Annotated in this window: 15 protein-coding genes; 9 read left to right on the top strand and 6 right to left on the bottom strand. The window is 77.8% G+C overall.

Translation table 11 applies throughout. From position 1 onward, the window contains the following. Positions 1 to 88: 88 nt before the first annotated feature. Together ACIP60_RS08460 and ACIP60_RS08455 are read right to left on the bottom strand one after the other, a co-directional pair. A complete protein-coding gene (locus tag ACIP60_RS08460) occupies positions 89 to 442 on the bottom strand; it encodes an STAS domain-containing protein (protein ID WP_400681453.1) in 354 nt (117 codons plus the stop codon). 100 nt (positions 443 to 542) lie between these two features. After that, positions 543 to 911, bottom strand: a complete 369-nt coding sequence (locus ACIP60_RS08455) for a VOC family protein (RefSeq protein WP_400681450.1) — start codon at positions 909 to 911, stop codon at positions 543 to 545. 218 nt (positions 912 to 1,129) lie between these two features. Here ACIP60_RS08455 and ACIP60_RS08450 point away from each other — a divergent pair, with 218 nt between their 5' ends. The 4 genes from ACIP60_RS08450 to ACIP60_RS08435 all read left to right on the top strand — a co-directional run bounded on the left by ACIP60_RS08450 (position 1,130) and on the right by ACIP60_RS08435 (position 4,128). After that, the gene (locus tag ACIP60_RS08450; RefSeq protein ID WP_100834351.1) at positions 1,130 to 1,336 is read left to right on the top strand and encodes a hypothetical protein; all 207 of its coding nucleotides are present in this window, start codon (positions 1,130 to 1,132) and stop codon (positions 1,334 to 1,336) included. A 106-nt stretch (positions 1,337 to 1,442) separates the two neighbouring features. After that, a complete protein-coding gene (locus ACIP60_RS08445; RefSeq protein ID WP_400681447.1) occupies positions 1,443 to 2,174 on the top strand; it encodes a hypothetical protein in 732 nt (243 codons plus the stop codon). Further along, positions 2,171 to 3,100 carry a DUF6895 family protein gene (locus tag ACIP60_RS08440; protein WP_400681444.1) on the top strand — a complete coding sequence of 310 codons (930 nt, stop codon included), beginning with the start codon at positions 2,171 to 2,173 and terminating at the stop codon, positions 3,098 to 3,100. Before ACIP60_RS08445 ends, ACIP60_RS08440 begins: the two co-directional genes overlap by 4 nt. Continuing rightward, positions 3,097 to 4,128: a serine hydrolase domain-containing protein gene (locus ACIP60_RS08435; protein ID WP_400681442.1), complete on the top strand. Its 1,032-nt coding sequence runs from the start codon at positions 3,097 to 3,099 to the stop codon at positions 4,126 to 4,128. Before ACIP60_RS08440 ends, ACIP60_RS08435 begins: the two co-directional genes overlap by 4 nt. 124 nt (positions 4,129 to 4,252) lie before the next feature. Here ACIP60_RS08435 and ACIP60_RS08430 read toward each other — a convergent pair whose 3' ends face one another. Next, a complete protein-coding gene (locus ACIP60_RS08430; RefSeq protein WP_400681439.1) occupies positions 4,253 to 5,110 on the bottom strand; it encodes a helix-turn-helix transcriptional regulator in 858 nt (285 codons plus the stop codon). 102 nt (positions 5,111 to 5,212) lie between these two features. Here ACIP60_RS08430 and ACIP60_RS08425 point away from each other — a divergent pair, with 102 nt between their 5' ends. The 5 genes from ACIP60_RS08425 (at position 5,213) to ACIP60_RS08405 (ending at position 11,030) form a co-directional block, all read left to right on the top strand. Further along, positions 5,213 to 5,986, top strand: a complete 774-nt coding sequence (locus tag ACIP60_RS08425; RefSeq protein ID WP_400681437.1) for an SDR family oxidoreductase — start codon at positions 5,213 to 5,215, stop codon at positions 5,984 to 5,986. 353 nt (positions 5,987 to 6,339) lie between these two features. Further along, a complete protein-coding gene (locus ACIP60_RS08420; protein ID WP_400681434.1) occupies positions 6,340 to 7,449 on the top strand; it encodes a polyprenyl synthetase family protein in 1,110 nt (369 codons plus the stop codon). Then, the gene (crtI, locus tag ACIP60_RS08415; RefSeq protein WP_400681432.1) at positions 7,446 to 9,053 is read left to right on the top strand and encodes a phytoene desaturase family protein; all 1,608 of its coding nucleotides are present in this window, start codon (positions 7,446 to 7,448) and stop codon (positions 9,051 to 9,053) included. Before ACIP60_RS08420 ends, crtI begins: the two co-directional genes overlap by 4 nt. Then, complete coding sequence (locus ACIP60_RS08410; RefSeq protein ID WP_400681430.1) at positions 9,040 to 10,038, top strand: phytoene/squalene synthase family protein; 999 nt, start codon at positions 9,040 to 9,042, stop codon at positions 10,036 to 10,038. The genes crtI and ACIP60_RS08410 overlap by 14 nt, the downstream gene beginning before the upstream one ends. Beyond that, the gene (locus ACIP60_RS08405; protein ID WP_400681429.1) at positions 10,035 to 11,030 is read left to right on the top strand and encodes a DUF5914 domain-containing protein; all 996 of its coding nucleotides are present in this window, start codon (positions 10,035 to 10,037) and stop codon (positions 11,028 to 11,030) included. The genes ACIP60_RS08410 and ACIP60_RS08405 overlap by 4 nt, the downstream gene beginning before the upstream one ends. 57 nt (positions 11,031 to 11,087) lie before the next feature. Here ACIP60_RS08405 and ACIP60_RS08400 read toward each other — a convergent pair whose 3' ends face one another. The 3 genes from ACIP60_RS08400 to ACIP60_RS08390 all read right to left on the bottom strand — a co-directional run bounded on the left by ACIP60_RS08400 (position 11,088) and on the right by ACIP60_RS08390 (position 14,609). Continuing rightward, a complete protein-coding gene (locus tag ACIP60_RS08400; protein WP_400681591.1) occupies positions 11,088 to 12,593 on the bottom strand; it encodes an FAD-dependent oxidoreductase in 1,506 nt (501 codons plus the stop codon). 95 nt (positions 12,594 to 12,688) lie between these two features. Further along, positions 12,689 to 13,972, bottom strand: a complete 1,284-nt coding sequence (locus ACIP60_RS08395) for a lycopene cyclase family protein (protein ID WP_400681426.1) — start codon at positions 13,970 to 13,972, stop codon at positions 12,689 to 12,691. 301 nt (positions 13,973 to 14,273) lie between these two features. After that, positions 14,274 to 14,609 (bottom strand): DUF1232 domain-containing protein, encoded by a 336-nt coding sequence (locus ACIP60_RS08390; RefSeq protein WP_400681423.1) that lies wholly within the window; start codon positions 14,607 to 14,609, stop codon positions 14,274 to 14,276. Positions 14,610 to 14,651: the final 42 nt, after the last annotated feature.

The raw sequence follows: 14,651 nt of genomic DNA, 5'->3' as shown, positions 1-14,651 counted from the left end.
TGTTCCCGCGCGTTCCAGCGGCCCCTCCCCCGCCCCGCCAGGCGCTCCCGTCCCCTGCGGTCCGGCCGACCCGGCGGCGGCCACGGCGTCACGTCCGTGCGCGTCCGTGCCGAGGGCCCGCACGCGCACGGACGCGCAGGGTGAGGGGCCGGTCCGGGCCCGTCATCGCGAACAGTCGGGCCACCGGGTCCGGGACCTCGGCCGGCCGCAGCGCCCGCTCCTGCGCCGTCAGCCGCTGGAGGAGCTCCACCGGGGCGCCGATGCCGGAGGAGTCGCAGAATTCCAGTCGTGCGCAGTCGGCCACCACCCGGCCCGCTCCGTGCCCCCGGGCCGGTTCCCGGCCGGCGGCCTCGGGCAGCTGCACCGCGCTGTCGAAGTCCAGCTCCCCGCGCAGGCACAGCACCGTGCCCCGCTCCTCCCGCGCGACCTGGACCGAGAACACCCTCGGCCTCGTCCGTCCGGAGCCCGTAGCGACGACCCGCCCGTCCTGCGGACCCGCCCGGCCCGGGGCTCGCGCACCTCGTGGGCGGTGCCGGGCGGGGTCAGCCGTGCGCGGTGTCGATGACGCAGAAGCGGTTGCCGTCCGGGTCGGCGAGCACGACGAAGTCCGGGTCCGGCGGGTAGCTGTCCCAGTCGACCCGCTCGGCGCCCAGCGCCACCAGTCGTTCCACCTCGGCGGCCTGTTCGGCGGCGTCGTCCGCGTAGAGGTCGAGGTGGATCCGCGGGTGTTCCTGGACGGGGCTGACGCTGCGGTCCAGTGCCAGTTGCACCCCGCCCTCGTGCGGGGGCAGCAGGACCGCCCAGTCCTCGTCGGACTCCCCGCGCGGGACGTACCCGAGCGCCGCCGTCCAGAACGCCACCGCCCGCGGCACGTCCGCCACGCCCAGTACCACCGAACCCATCGTCAACATCCTTCCAGTGTGCCGGACTCCGGGCCGGAGCGGGCACGAGGCCCGACGGACCGGAGCGGGCCCGAGGTCCCGTGCACCGACGGGCGCGGGGCCCCCGCGCCGCGGGCGGCGTCCCGCCCTGCGGGGTTGGGGATGCAGGAGGCCGTTCGTGCTCGTAGTGTCGAAAGAGGGGGCGCCACCCGACCGGATGGTGAAATCCAGACGAGGAGGCACATCTGATGCTTACTCAGTTCCGGACCGAAACGGCCCCGACGTCACGCAGCGCGACGTCGACCGAGGCCGCCGCGTTGGCGAGCCTGATGGTGGAGGACGAGGCCGTCGTGTCCGACGCGCCCACGTACTCGCCCGAGGCGCTGGGAGGCGGACTCCTGGTGCTGGGGCTGCTGCTGTCGCCGAAGCCCCCGAAGGAGAAGCCGACCCGGTAGTCGGGGAGGTCTGATCACCGGGCCGGTCCGCCTGCACGGGCCGGCCCGGTGCGCACCCGCCGCGTATCCGCTGCGCGGCCGCCGCGTACCAGGAGGGACTTCGCAGATGCCGTTCGCCGAGACACCACTGCGCGACGAGTACGCCGCCGCCGTCGAACAGCTGGCGCGCCGTACTCTCGACGCCCTCCGGGACGGCGCTCCCGTGGCCGCGCTCCCGGAGCCGCCGGACCCGGAGGCGACCGACTCCCGTCCGCTGCTGGCCGCGGTCCGGGTCCTCGGGGCCGACCTGTTCGCCCCGCAGCTGCTGGCCGGGGCCGAGCCCGACGGGCCCACCGCCGCGCTGCTGGCCCGGGCCCGGCGGACGTTCCCGGCCCCGGCCGCCCCGTCCCCGGAGGCGGCCCGGGTGGTCGAGTGGCAGGACTGGGCCGTCGGCCGGTTCCTCGCCCGCACCCCGTACGGGGAGGCCGCACCGGAGCCGCCCGTGCTCCCCGGACCGGAGGAGACCGGCTGGCAGGTCTGGTCGGTGCGGATGTCCCAGCTGTCCGGGCTGGCGCTGCCCGGGCTCGACGGGCCGGTGCACGCGCACGCCCGCGCGCACTCCCTGGACCTCGCCCGCGGCACCGTCCGCTCCCTGCTGCGCCACGACCTCACCACCGCCGCCCGGCTCGTCCGCTGGCTCGCCTGGACCGGCGCCGAGGGCCTGCCGCCGCGCCTGGAGGTCGAACCCGTCCTGGACCGGATCCGGCTGGCCGGCGACGGCAGCGCCCGCACCGGACTGGGCCTCGCCGTCGCCCGCCGCCTGCTCGACGGCCCCGCCGACGGGAGGCGGGCGGCATGACCGACACCCGCGTCCTCGCCACCGCGCAGCGGCTCGGCTCCCGCGCGCTGTCCTGGCTGCACTCCGCGCACCGGGACGGCCTCGGACGGATCCCGGACAGCACCCTGATCGACTTCGCCGATCCCGACAACGCCTACAAACCGCTCGGCGAGGTCGCCCTCGCCGCCTCCCTCGTCCTGCGCGACGGCGTCAGCGCGCCCGCCGACGCCCGCGCCGCGCGCGACCTGCTCGAGGGCTGCTGGGCGCAGCTGCGCGAGGGCGACCTGCTGTACGAGCGCCAGCTGCACCACTTCACCATGACCGACCCGCTGGAGACCTACGGCCACTTCGCCCGGGCCGGCTACCGGCACCCGGCGCTGGAGGAGCTGCTCGACTCGCTCAGCCGGCTGCGGGCCGCGCACGCCGAGGAGATCCGGGCCAACCGGCGCCTGGGCGTCGCCAATGCCCGGCGGGTCGTCGGGCTCGACCACCGGCCGGACTGGGAGGCGCTCGCCCTGGGCACCTGGCTCGGCGCCGGGCCGGAGCCCTGGGCCGTGAACTGGATGACCGGGTACGACATCACCCACACCGTCTTCCACCTCACCGACTGGGGCGCCCGCCCGGAGGGCCTCCCCCGGCCGATGCACGACTACGTCCGGGACTGGCTCCCCGTCTGGCTCGACGTCTGGGTGGAGGTCGGGCAGTGGGACCTCGTCGCGGAGCTGCTGGTGGTCGACGCCTGCATCGGCGAGCCGGCCACTGGGCGGCAGGGCTGGGACGCGCTGGCCGCCGCCCAGCACGAGGACGGGCTGCTGCCCCGCGACACCGACCCGGTGGACGAGGACCGCGAGCGGGCGTTCCTGGACCACCAGCACACCGCCGTCGTCGCGGTGGTGGCCGGCGACGTCACGCTGGCCCGGGCGCTGCGGGCGACGGCGGCCGTGTGAGCGGGGTGGACGCCGCGGTCGCGGCGGCGGTGCGGGCGGCCGTGTCGTCGTCCGCGACCGCCGTCACGGTGGCGGTGGTGCGCGGCGACCGGGAGGAGGTGCGGTGCTCCGGGCGGACCGGGCGGGGGCGGGCGGGCCCGTGCACCCCGGACACCGTCTTCGAACTCGGCTCCGTCAGCAAGACGTTCACCGCGCTGCTGCTCGCCGCGATGGCCGCGCGCGGGGAGCTCGCCCTGCACGAGGCGGTGGACCGCCTGCTGCCCGCCCACTGGCCCGCGGTGGCCGTCCGCTCCCGCGAGCCGGTCCGGCTGCTGCACCTGGCCACCCACACCGCGGGCCTGCCCCGGCTGCCCCCGGGGCTGCTCGCGGCGGCCCTGCCCGCGTGGCGCAGCAACCCGTACGCGTCCTTCGGCGAGGAGGAGCTGCGGGCGGCGCTGGCCAGGACCACCGTGCGCGTCGGGCCGGGCAGCCGGTACCGGTACTCCAACTACGGGGTCGGGCTGCTCGGCCGGGCGATGGCGGAGCGCGCCGGGCTACCGTACGGCGAACTGCTCGCCGACCGGGTCCTGTCGCCGCTGGGTCTCGGCGCCACGACGTGCGATCCGGACGCGGCCGGACGCGCGGTCGGGTACCGGCGCGGACGCGCGCTGCCGCCCTGGCGGATCCCGGGCCTGCCGGGGGCGGGCGCGGTGCGGGCGAGCGGCGCCGACCTGTTGCGCTACCTGCGGGCCCACCTCGACGCCCGTCCCGCCGCCCGCCCCGCCGCGCTGGCGTCCGCCCTGGCGGACGTCCAGCGGCCGCGGCTGCGGCTGCCGGCCTCCGGCGACGAGCTGTGCCTGGTGTGGAACCGCCGCCGCTCCGGCGGGCGGGACCTGTACTTCCACTCCGGCGGCACCCGGGGTTTCACGGCCTTCGTCGGCTTCTCCCCGCAGGGGCGGGCCGCGGTGGCGGCGCTGGCCAACGCCGGGCCCACCCCGAACGGGCGGTTCGTCCAGGCGGGCTACGAGGTGCTGCGGGCCGCCTCGTAGCCCGCCCGGACGGTGCCCGGCGGGGTCGGGCGGCCCGGGCGGTTTCGCGCGGGTCGGGGCGGGCGTGCGGCGCGGGCGGCCGGTCGGGCGGCGTACCGGCGGGGGGCCGCCCGTGACCCGGCCCTCATCGGCGGTCCGGTGCCGGTGCGGCGAAGCGGTTGGGTCCCAGGACGGCGAGCAGGCGGAGCTTCTCCTCGCTCTCGCTGCGGGGTGCGGCGGTGAGCACGAGCAGCACCTGGGACTGGTCCTCGGTGAACAGGGCCTGGCAGTCGACCTCGATCGGTCCGACTTCGGGGTGGACGAGCGTCTTGTGGTCCTCGAAGCGCCGGGCGACCTCGTGGCGCGCCCACAGGTCGGCGAACTCCTCGCTGGCCCGGCTCAGGGCCCGGACCAGCTCGCCCGCGGTGGATCGCGGGCCGCGGACGCCGTAGGCGGCGCGCAGACTCGCGACCTGGGCGCGGCTCTGCCGGTCCCGGTCCTGCTCGGGGTAGAGGAGCCGGGCGGAGGGGTCGGTGAACCAGCGGTAGATCGCGCTGCGGGCCGGGCCGGTCAGGTGCGAGGCGTCGCCGAACAGGGCCGCGGCCGGGCCGTTCTGCACCAGTGTCTCGCCCAGGTCGCCGAGGACCAGCGCCGGTGTGTCGGCGAGGCGGTCGAGCACGCGCAGCAGCGCGGGGGCGACGTGGGGCGAGGCCGACAGGGCGGCCGGGGCGTTGTGCCCGGCGATCCGGTACAGGTAGTCGCGTTCGTCCCTGGTCAGCCGCAGGGCGCGGGCGAGCGCGGACAGGATGTGCGCGCTGGGCTGGGGGGCGCGCCGCTGCTCCAGCCTGGTGTAGTAGTCGGTCGACATCACGGCGAGCGAGGCGACCTCCTCCCGGCGCAGTCCGGGGGCCCGGCGACGGGCGCCCAGGGGCAGGCCGACGTCCTCGGGGCGTAGTGCCTCGCGGCGGCGGCGCAGGAAGTCGGCGAGTGCGGCGCGGTCCATGGATCCGATTGTCGTCCCGTCGCCGCCGCTCAGCCAGGGACCGGTGATCCCCCGATGAGGCGTCCCTGCCACCGGCCTCGGCGGCGGACGATAGTCGGAGGCATGAACATCTCCGGAAACACCGTCTTCATCCCGGGCTCCACCAGCGGCATCGGGCTGTCGCTCGCACTGGCGCTGCGCGACCGGGGCAACACCGTCATCGTGGGCGGCCGGCGCGCCGAGCTGCTGGAGCGCATCGCGGCCGAGCACCCCGGTGTCGACACCGTGCTCGTGGACGCCGCCGACCCGGCGAGCATCGACGCGGCGGCGAAGGAGGTCCTCGCCCGCCACCCCGACCTGAACGTCCTGGTGCCGATGGCCGGGGTGATGAGCGCCGAGGACTGGCACGGTCCCGCGTCGTTCCTTGCCACCGCCGAGTCCACGGTCACCACGAACCTGCTCGGCACGATCCGGCTGATCGCGGCGTTCGTCGAACACCTCCAGCAGCAGCCGGACGCCACGATCATGACCGTCTCGTCCGGTCTGGCGTTCGCTCCCCTGAAGGCCACCCCGACGTACAACGCGACGAAGGCCGCCGTCCACATGCTCAGCGAGTCCGTCCGGCTGCAGCTCGCCGACACCTCCGTCAAGGTCGTGGAGCTGGTGCCCCCGGCCGTCCGCACCGCCCTCATGCCCGGGCACGAGGACAACGAGGCGGCCATGCCGCTGGAGGAGTTCACCGCGGAGGTGATCGGGCTGATCGAGGCCCGGCCCGACGCGAAGGAGATCCAGGTGGAGCGCGTGAAGTTCCTGCGCTACGGGGAGGCCCGCGGCGACTACGACCGGGTCGTCGCCGCGCTCAACCCCGCCGGGGACCGGGCGGACGGAGGGGAGTAGCCCCGGCGGCCGGGACGGCGCCGGGCACGGGAGGGGCCGCTCGCGGGGTGAATCGTCCGCCGGGAGCGACTGGGCGGGCCGGTCCGGGGATAGACGAAGAGAGCCTCCTGCGCCGTCGGCGCGCGGCGCCCGCGCGGCGCCCCGCCCGGGTGTGCGCAGCGTTATCCGACGGGAAAGCGAGCTCGATGTCCTCCGTATCGCTGTCGGCATCCACGGGGAGCGCGGCCGCCCCGTCCGAGCGGGGCGGTCGCTCCGGCGCGGTCCGTCCGCTGGGCGGACGGGGGCGCTCCCCCGGCGGGCCGGGGCTGCCGGTCGCGGCCCGGGCCTCGCCGGCGGTGCGGGGCGTGGAGGGCGTGGACGGTGACGTGTCGGGCGCGGTCGGCCGGGTGCTCGACGAGTGGCTGGCGGGCCGGGTGGCGCGGGCGGGCGCCCTCGACGGGACGTTCGCGGCCGACCTCGCCCACCGGGTGGCGGACTTCACCGGGCGCGGGGGCAAGCGGGTGCGGGCGCGGCTGCTGTGGTGGGCGATGCGCGCGTGCGGGGGGCCGGACGTGCCGGTCGGGGCCGCGCTGGCCACGGGGGCCGCGCTGGAGCTGCTGCAGACCTGCGCGCTCGTCCAGGACGACGTGATGGACGGGTCGGCGACGCGCCGCGGCCGTCGGGCCCTGCACGTGGACGTGGCCGCCCAGTACGCGCCGGGGGCGGGCGGGCGGGGGGCCGCGGACCTCGGTGCGGCCGCGGGCGTGCTGGCCGGGGACCTGGCGCTCGTCTGGGCCGACGACCTGGCCGCCGCCGCGCGCTCGGAGCTGCGGGAGCCCCGGCGGCAGCAGGTGCGGGAGGTCTGGTCGGACCTGCGGATGGAGATGGTCGCCGGCCAGTACCTCGACGTGCACGGCCAGGTGACCGGGTCGCGTTCGCCGGCCCGGGCGATCCGGGTCGCGGAGCTCAAGAGCGCGATGTACTCGGTGGAGCGGCCGGTCCACCTGGGGGCCGTGCTGGCCGGGGCCCGGCCCGAGCAGGTGGAGGCGCTGCGCCGTTCGGGCCGCTGCGCGGGCGTCGCCTTCCAGTTCAAGGACGACCTGGACGGGGTCTTCGGGGATCCGGCGCGGACCGGCAAGCCCTGCGGCGACGACGTCCGGGCCGGCAAGCCCACCTACCTGTTCGCGGTGGCGCGGGCCCGGGCGGTCGCCCGGCGCGACCGCGCCTCCTCGGAGGTGCTGGCCCGGTGCCTGGGCGACCCGGAGCTGGACGAGGCCGCGTTGGACCGGGTCCGGGAGGCGCTGGTGGCCACCGGGGCGCGGGCCGCCGTCCAGTCCCGCATCGAGCGGCTCTCCGAGCGCAGCACGGAGTACCTGGAGCGGGCCCGTCCGCTGGCCCCCGGTGCCGAGCGGCTGGCCGCCCTGCTGCGGGCGACCGCCGGGCTGCCGCCCGTCGGCGCGGGCGGCACGGGGGGTGCGCGGTGAGCCGCGCCGTGCCGTCGGCCGATCACGTCGTCGTGGTCGGGGCGGGCCTGGCCGGGCTGTCCGCCGCCTGCCACCTGGTCGGCGCGGGGCGGCGGGTGACCGTCGTCGAACGGGACGGGGAGCCCGGCGGGCGGGCCGGGCGGATCCGGCGCGGCGGGTACCTGTTCGACACCGGGCCGACCGTGCTGACCATGCCCGAGCTCGCCGACGAGGCGTTCGCGGCGGTGGGCACCTCGCTGCGCGAGCACGTCGACCTGCTGCCGCTGCACCCCGCCTACCGGGCCCGGTTCGCGGACGGCAGCGCGCTGGACGTGCACACCGACGCGCAGGCGATGGAGGCCGAGGTGGCGCGGTTCGCGGGCGCGCGGGAGGCCGCGGGCTACCGGGAGCTGCGCCACTGGCTCACCCGGCTCTACCGCGCGCAGATGCGGCGCTTCATCGACACCAACTTCGACTCGCCGTGGCAGCTGCTCAACCCCGACCTGGCGCGGCTGGCCGCCCTGGGCGGGTTCGGCCGGCTCGCCCCGCGGATCGGGCGCCACCTGCGCGACGAGCGGCTGCGACGGGTCTTCTCGTTCCAGTCCCTGTACGCGGGGGTGGCGCCGGCCCGGGCGCTGGCCGCCTACGCGGTGATCGCCTACATGGACACCGTGGCCGGGGTGTGGTTCCCGCGCGGGGGCATGCACGCGCTGCCCCGGGCGATGGCCGGCGCCGCCGCCGCGGCGGGTGCCGGGTTCCGGTACGGGAGCACCGTCACCGGGCTGGAGCGCCGGGGCGGCCGGGTCACGGCCGTGGTCACGGACCGCGGGCGGATCGCCTGCGACGCGGTCGTGCTGACCCCCGACCTGCCGGTGGCGTACCGGCTGCTGGGGCGGGCTCCGCGGCGGGCGCTGCCGCTGCGGTTCTCGCCCTCGGCGGTCGTGCTGCACCTGGGCACCGACCGGACCTGGCCCGAGCTGGCCCACCACACCCTGTCCTTCGGCCACGCCTGGGAGCGGACCTTCGACGAACTGACCCGCACCGGCAGCCTGATGACGGACCCCTCGCTGCTGATCACCCGGCCGACCGGCACCGACCCGTCGCTGGCCCCGGCCGGCCGGCACACCCACTACGTGCTGGCGCCGGTGCCCAACACCGCCGTCGGCCCGGGTGCCGAGGCCTGGGGCGACCTCGCGCCGGGCTACCGCCGGCACCTGCTCGACACCCTGGAGCGGCGCGGGCTGACCGGGCTCGGCGCGTCCGTCGAGGAGGAGTGCCTGGTGACCCCGGCCGACTGGACCGCCCGGGGGCACGCGGCGGGCACCCCGTTCTCGGCGGCCCACACCTTCGCGCAGACCGGCCCGTTCCGGCCGCGCAACCTGGTGCGGGGCCTGGAGAACGTGGTGCTCGCCGGCTGCGGCACCACGCCCGGGGTCGGCGTGCCGACCGTCCTGATCAGCGGGAAGCTCGCCGCCGCCCGGATCACCGGCCCGGCCCGCCCCGGCCCGGCGCGCCGCCGCCCGCCCGCGGCGTCCGCCGCGCCGCCCGGACCCGAGGCGGCGCCGGTCCCGTCCTCGACCTCGACCTCGTCCCCGACGGCAGGAGCCCCGCATGACGGCCCGTGAACTGGACGCGGCGGGGATCACGGCCCCCGCCCTGCGGGCGGCGTACACCGTCTGCCGCGAACTCAACGCCCGGCACGGCCGCACCTACTTCCTGGCCACCCGGCTGCTGCCGCCGGAGCGCCGGTGCGCGGTCCACGCGCTGTACGGCTTCGCCCGCTGGGCCGACGACATCGTCGACGGGCTGGACCGGCGCGAGACGCCCGCCGAGCGCGACCGGCTGCTGGGCGCGCTGGAGCGGGACTTGGCCGGGGGCCTGCGGCGCGGCGACGCGGCGGAGCCGGTGGTGCGGGCGGTCGCGGACACCGCCGAGCGGTACGGGATCGACCCGGCGCTGTTCACGGACTTCATGGCCTCGATGCGCGCCGACCTCACCGTCACGGACTACCCCACCTACCGGGACCTGTACGGCTACATGCACGGCTCGGCGGCGGTGATCGGCCTGCAGATGCTGCCCGTCCTCGGCACGGTGACGGGCCGCGCCGAGGCCGAGCCGCACGCGGCGGCGCTGGGGGTGGCGTTCCAGCTGACCAACTTCCTGCGCGACGTGGGCGAGGACCTGGACCGCGGCCGGGTGTACCTGCCGGCCGACCTGCTGGCGGCCCACGGGGTGGACCGGCCGCTGCTGGAGTGGAGCCGCCGCACCGGCCGGGACGACGCCCGCATCCGGGCCGCGCTGACGGCGGGCGCCGCGCTCGCCCGCGGGGTCTACCGGGACGCCGAGCCCGGCATCGCGATGCTGGAGCCCCGGGTGCGGCCCTGCATCCGGACGGCCTTCCTGCTCTACGGCGGCATCCTGGACGCGATCGCCGAGGACGGCTACGCCGTGCTGCACCGGCGTTCGGTGGTGCCGCTGCGCCGGCGGGCGGCCGTCGCCGCGTCGGGGCTGACCCGGATCCTGGCCGCCAGGGTGCGGGCTCCGGGGCGCTCCGGCCCGCCGCCGGGCCCGGCGCGCCGCCGTCCGGCGGTCCGGGGGCGGGTCCGGTGAGCGCCCCGTCCCGCTGGACGCCCCCGCTGCGGCTGCGCCGGGGTCCGGGCTGGGCCCGGCAGGAGCCGTCGTGGCGGGCGGCGCGGCCCGCGCTGATCGCCGCCGCGCTCGAACGGGCGGCGGCCCGGCCCGCCGGGAACTGGTTCGTCGTCGGCCGCGCCGGGATCGCCGGCGGCGGACGGCCGTGCGGGCGGCTGGTCGGCGGCGCGGAGGTGGTGCTGTGGCGGGACGCGGCGGGGGCGCTGCGGGCCGGGCCGGGGAGCTGCCCGCACCTGGGCGCGCCGCTGAAGGACAGCCGGGTGGTGTGCGGCACGCTGGTGTGCCACTGGCACGGCCTGGCCCTGAACGGCGGTCCGGTGGCGGGCTGGGGGCCCTACCCGGTGCACGAGGACGGGGTGCTGGCGTGGGTGCGGCTGGACGCCGTGGGCGGCGGGGAGCCCACCGGGCGGCCGGTGGCGGTGGCGCGGCCGGAGGCGCGGGGGGCGGTCACGGCGGTGTACACGGGGTTGGGCCGGTGCGAGCCCGCGGACGTGGTGGCCAACCGCCTGGACCCGTGGCACGGCTCCTGGTTCCACCCGTACTCGTTCGTGGACCTCGCGGTGGTGGAGACGCCGGAGGGCGCCGGGGAGGACCGGTTCGTGGTCGACGTGTCCTTCCGGGTGGCCGGGCGGCTGGTGGTGCCGGTGCGGGCGGTCTTCACCGCGCCCGGGCCGCGCACCGTCGTCATGCGGATCGTCGAGGGCGAGGGGGAGGGTTCGGTGGTGGAGACCCACGCCACCCCGCTGACCGGCCCCTCCTCCCCCGCGCCGCGCACCGCGGTGGTGGAGGCCGTCATCGCCTCCTCGGGGCGGCGCGGCTTCGCCGCGGCCCGGGCGCTGGCTCCGGCGCTGCGGCCGCTGATGCGCCGGGCCGCGGCCCGGCTGTGGCGCGACGACCTGGCCTACGCGGAGCGCCGCTGGGCGCTGCGCAGCACCGGCCGCTTCCCCGGCTGACGGGGGCGGGCGGCCGACCCGGGCGGGCGGCGGACGGGGCGGCGGCCCGCCGGGGGGTCAGCGGGCCGCCCGGCGGGCCAGGGCGCGCAGCAGGCGGGAGCGGCCGGCCCGGGGCACCGTCCACAGGGTCTGGCCGGCCACGCCCCAGCGGGCGAGCAGGGCGTTGGCGGCCTGGAAGCCGGTGGTGGCGGCGCGTTCCATCAGGGCGACGGGCAGGTCGGTGCGGACCAGGTCGCCGGCCAGGACGACGGCGGGGTGCGGGGTGGTGACGCCGGGGCGGCGCGGCCATCCGCCGACCGGGAACACCGGGCAGTCCCGGCGCCATTCGTGGCGGACGTCCACCGTGCGGGCGTCCCGGGTCTCCGGGTAGACCTCGTACAGCCGGGCCGCCATCCGTTCCTGGACCTCCTTGGGTTCGGCGTCCTCAGGCACGGCGTAGGCGTGCAGCTCGACGACCGATCCGCCGGTGCGGGCGGACCAGCGGGCCGCCTCGCCCTCCCAGTGGTTCAGCACGCTGACGTTGTCCAGTCCGTCGTAGCCGCTGGTGCCGAGGAAGCCGGGCCGGTCGGCGGCGACCGGGCGGTCCAGCCAGAGCCGGGAGACCAGGAAGGGCGGCGCGGTGCGCAGCGCGGCGACGTCGGCGCGCCAGGCCGGGTCGCCCAGCTGCTCGGAGGCCGCGACCAGGCGGCGCAGGCCGGCGGCGTCCAGGGCGAGGACCACGGCCTGGTGGCGTTCGGCCCCCCGGTCCGGGGAGAGCACCTCGAGGTCGCCGCCGGGCAGCGGCCGGACGCCCTCGACGGCGGACCCGGTGCGCAGGTCGACGCCGCGGGCGCCCAGGTAGGCGGCCAGCGGCTCCCACAGGGCCTGCGGGTAGGGCTCGGTGGGGACGTCGAACAGCAGCCCTTCGGAGGAGCCGAGGAAGTAGATGTGGAACATCAGCAGCAGTTCGGCGGCGGACAGCTCGCGCGGGTCGGTGAAGAAGCTGCGGGAGAACACCTCGAAGGCCAGGTGGTGGGCGGCTTCGGGGAAGTTGATCCGGCGCAGGAAGTCGTGCGCGCTGGTGGCGTCGTGGCGCTCGAAGACCTCCGGGAGGCGGACGTCCAGCAGCGGCAGGGCCGCCCGGGCGTCCAGGGCGGCGAGGTCGCGCAGGCCGAAGGTGGGGCTGCGGGCGACGAAGCCGGCGGCGCTGAGCGGCGGGGTGCGCGGCACCCGGGCGAAGCTGTCGGCCGTTCCGGAGCGGTGGCGCAGCGGGTAGTCGGGCAGGCCGGTCAGCCGGGTGAGGCCGGGGTCGGTGCGCCGCAGCAGACCGCGCAGGTTGTAGTACTGGCGGAAGAAGGCGTGGAAGCCGCGGCTCATGGTCGCGGTCGAGCCGTCGGCGAGCCGGGTGGTCCACCCGGCGACCCGCCCGCCCAGCACGGGCTCCCGTTCGTGCAGCACCACCTCGATGCCGCGTTCGGCGAGCGCGGTCGCGGCGGCCAGCCCGGCGATCCCGCCGCCCACGACGGCCACCCTGGGCGGCCGGGACCCGGGGAAGCGGGCGTGGCCCGGGGCGGCCCGCACCACCTCGGCCCGGCGGTCCCGGCCGCGCCGGGCGGCGGGCGGGCGGTGCGCGGCGTGCTGGTCGTGCTGGTGCGGGTGCTGGTCGTGCTGGTGCGCTGTCAACGGTCGTCCTCACGGGGGTCCGGGGCGGTTTCGGGGCGGGTGCCGGGCGGGGTCCGGCGCGGCAGCAGGGGCAGTTCGGCGGCCGAGCGCAGCATGGGGCCGACGGGGCAGCGCAGGCCGATGCGCAGCTCCTCGGCGGGTGTGCTGCCGCCGTCCAGGAAGCGCAGCACCTGCTCGGCGGGGGTGCGGCGGAACAGGTCGGTGAAGAACCGGGGCCCGTCGACGCGGCCGGTGTCCAGGGCGCGCAGCAGGACGGCGTCCATGGCCAGGGCCCGCCGTCCGTGGGGGGCGGGCGCCGGCGCGGGGCGGCCCGGCGCCGCCGGACGGCCGAGGGCGGCGGCGATGGCGCGGCTCTGCCGCTGGACGGCGGCGAAGGCGTACCCCGTGGCGGGGCGGGTGGCGCCGCCGGCCGTGCCGATCCGCACGTGCGCGGGGCCGACCCGGCGGGGGAAGCGGCCGTCGGTCATCGGGATGACGCCCTGCTCGACCTCCTCGACGGTGAACTCGTCCAGGCCGAGGACCTGCCGGGCGTAGCCGTGCAGGGCGCGCTCGTACCCGGGGACGGTCAGCGGGTGCCGGGAGAACTCGGTGTACTCCACCAGGGCGCGGTCGGGGGCCAGCGGCAGCACGTAGCCGAAGCCGAGGCCGTGGGCGGGCTGCGGGACCCGGAAGTCCATCAGGTGCGCCGTGCCGGGGTCGAAGCTCGGGCGGGCGGTGCGCACGAACCAGCCGCGGAAGTGCTGGAGCAGGGTGGTGCGGGCCGGGGGGAGCCGGGCGGGCGGCCGGGAGTCGAAGACGTACCCGGCGTCGAGGGTGAGCGGCCGGCCCGCCGCGTCCTCGGCGCGCACCCGGGCGCCGGGGCGCCCGTCCGGCCGGGCCCGCACCTGGTGCACCGTGGCCCGCAGGACCCTGGCCCGGGGGTGGGCGGCGAGGCGGGCGTGCACCAGTTCCTCGAAGGCGGTGGAGCGCAGCATCCGGTAGCGCAGCGGGGCGGGCGCCGCCTCGACGGTGCTCCCGTCCGGGCCGGTGATCCGCAGCCGGGACCACTGCGCGAGGACGGCCTCGTCGTACTCCCCCGGGCCGTCGTCCCAGAAGCACCAGGTCCGCGGCGCCGGGCGCAGCGGGCCCTCCGGCGCCTCGATGACGGTCACGTCGAACCGCGGGCCGTCGGGGCGGCCCGCCAGGTCCTGCCTGACCAGCCAGTGGGCCAGGCTGAGTCCGGCGGCTCCGCCGCCGATGACGGCCAGCCGGAGCGGCTCGGCCTCCGCGGCTCTTCTCAACTCGCCCCTGCCTTCCGGGTCTGGGCGGGACCGCGGGCCGTGCGCGCGGTCCCGGACGGTCTCGCGCGGTGGGCGGCCCGGGGACCGCCGGGTGGGTGCCGCCGCGCGGCGGCCCGCGGGTACCGGCCGCCTCCGCCGCCGACCGGCGCGTCGCGGGAAGGCCGTGCCCAACCTTGGCACCCGCGCCGGGAGTCGGCCGCGTCATCCGCCGGTACACGCCGACGGGTCGGCCGTCCGGCGGACCCGTCCGCGGCCGGGCGGGCCTCGGTGCGGTGCCCCGCTCCCCGGCCGCGGCCGGCGGTCACGGCCGGCGGTCGCGGCGGCCCGCGCGGCGGGCGGTGCGGTGGACGGCCCCCTGGACGGCCCCCTTGGGGACGGCCTTGCCGAGCGAGCGCAGGGCCAGCAGCAGGACCCCGAGGTCGTCGAGCAGGATCGGGTCGGGCAGCAGGTCCACCGGGGAGATCAGGTAGACGATCGCTCCCCAGAACAGCACCTTCTTCGACATCGGGATGCCGGTGTCGGCCAACAGCCGCTTGGTGCGCACCAGTTTGACCACCAGCACGACCGCCGCGACCACCGTCGCCGCCACCAGCGCCGTGCCGGCGACCCACAGCAGCGTGCTCGTCCCCTCGTCCATCCGTCCACCTCTTCCAGCGTTCCTGCCCGTCCGGTCGGAACA

The organism is Kitasatospora sp. NPDC088783 (assembly GCF_044750705.1).
Taxonomy (GTDB): domain Bacteria; phylum Actinomycetota; class Actinomycetes; order Streptomycetales; family Streptomycetaceae; genus Kitasatospora; species Kitasatospora fiedleri.
Note: the sequence above shows the minus strand (reverse complement) of the source record. Positions and strands in the feature narration are given on the sequence as shown.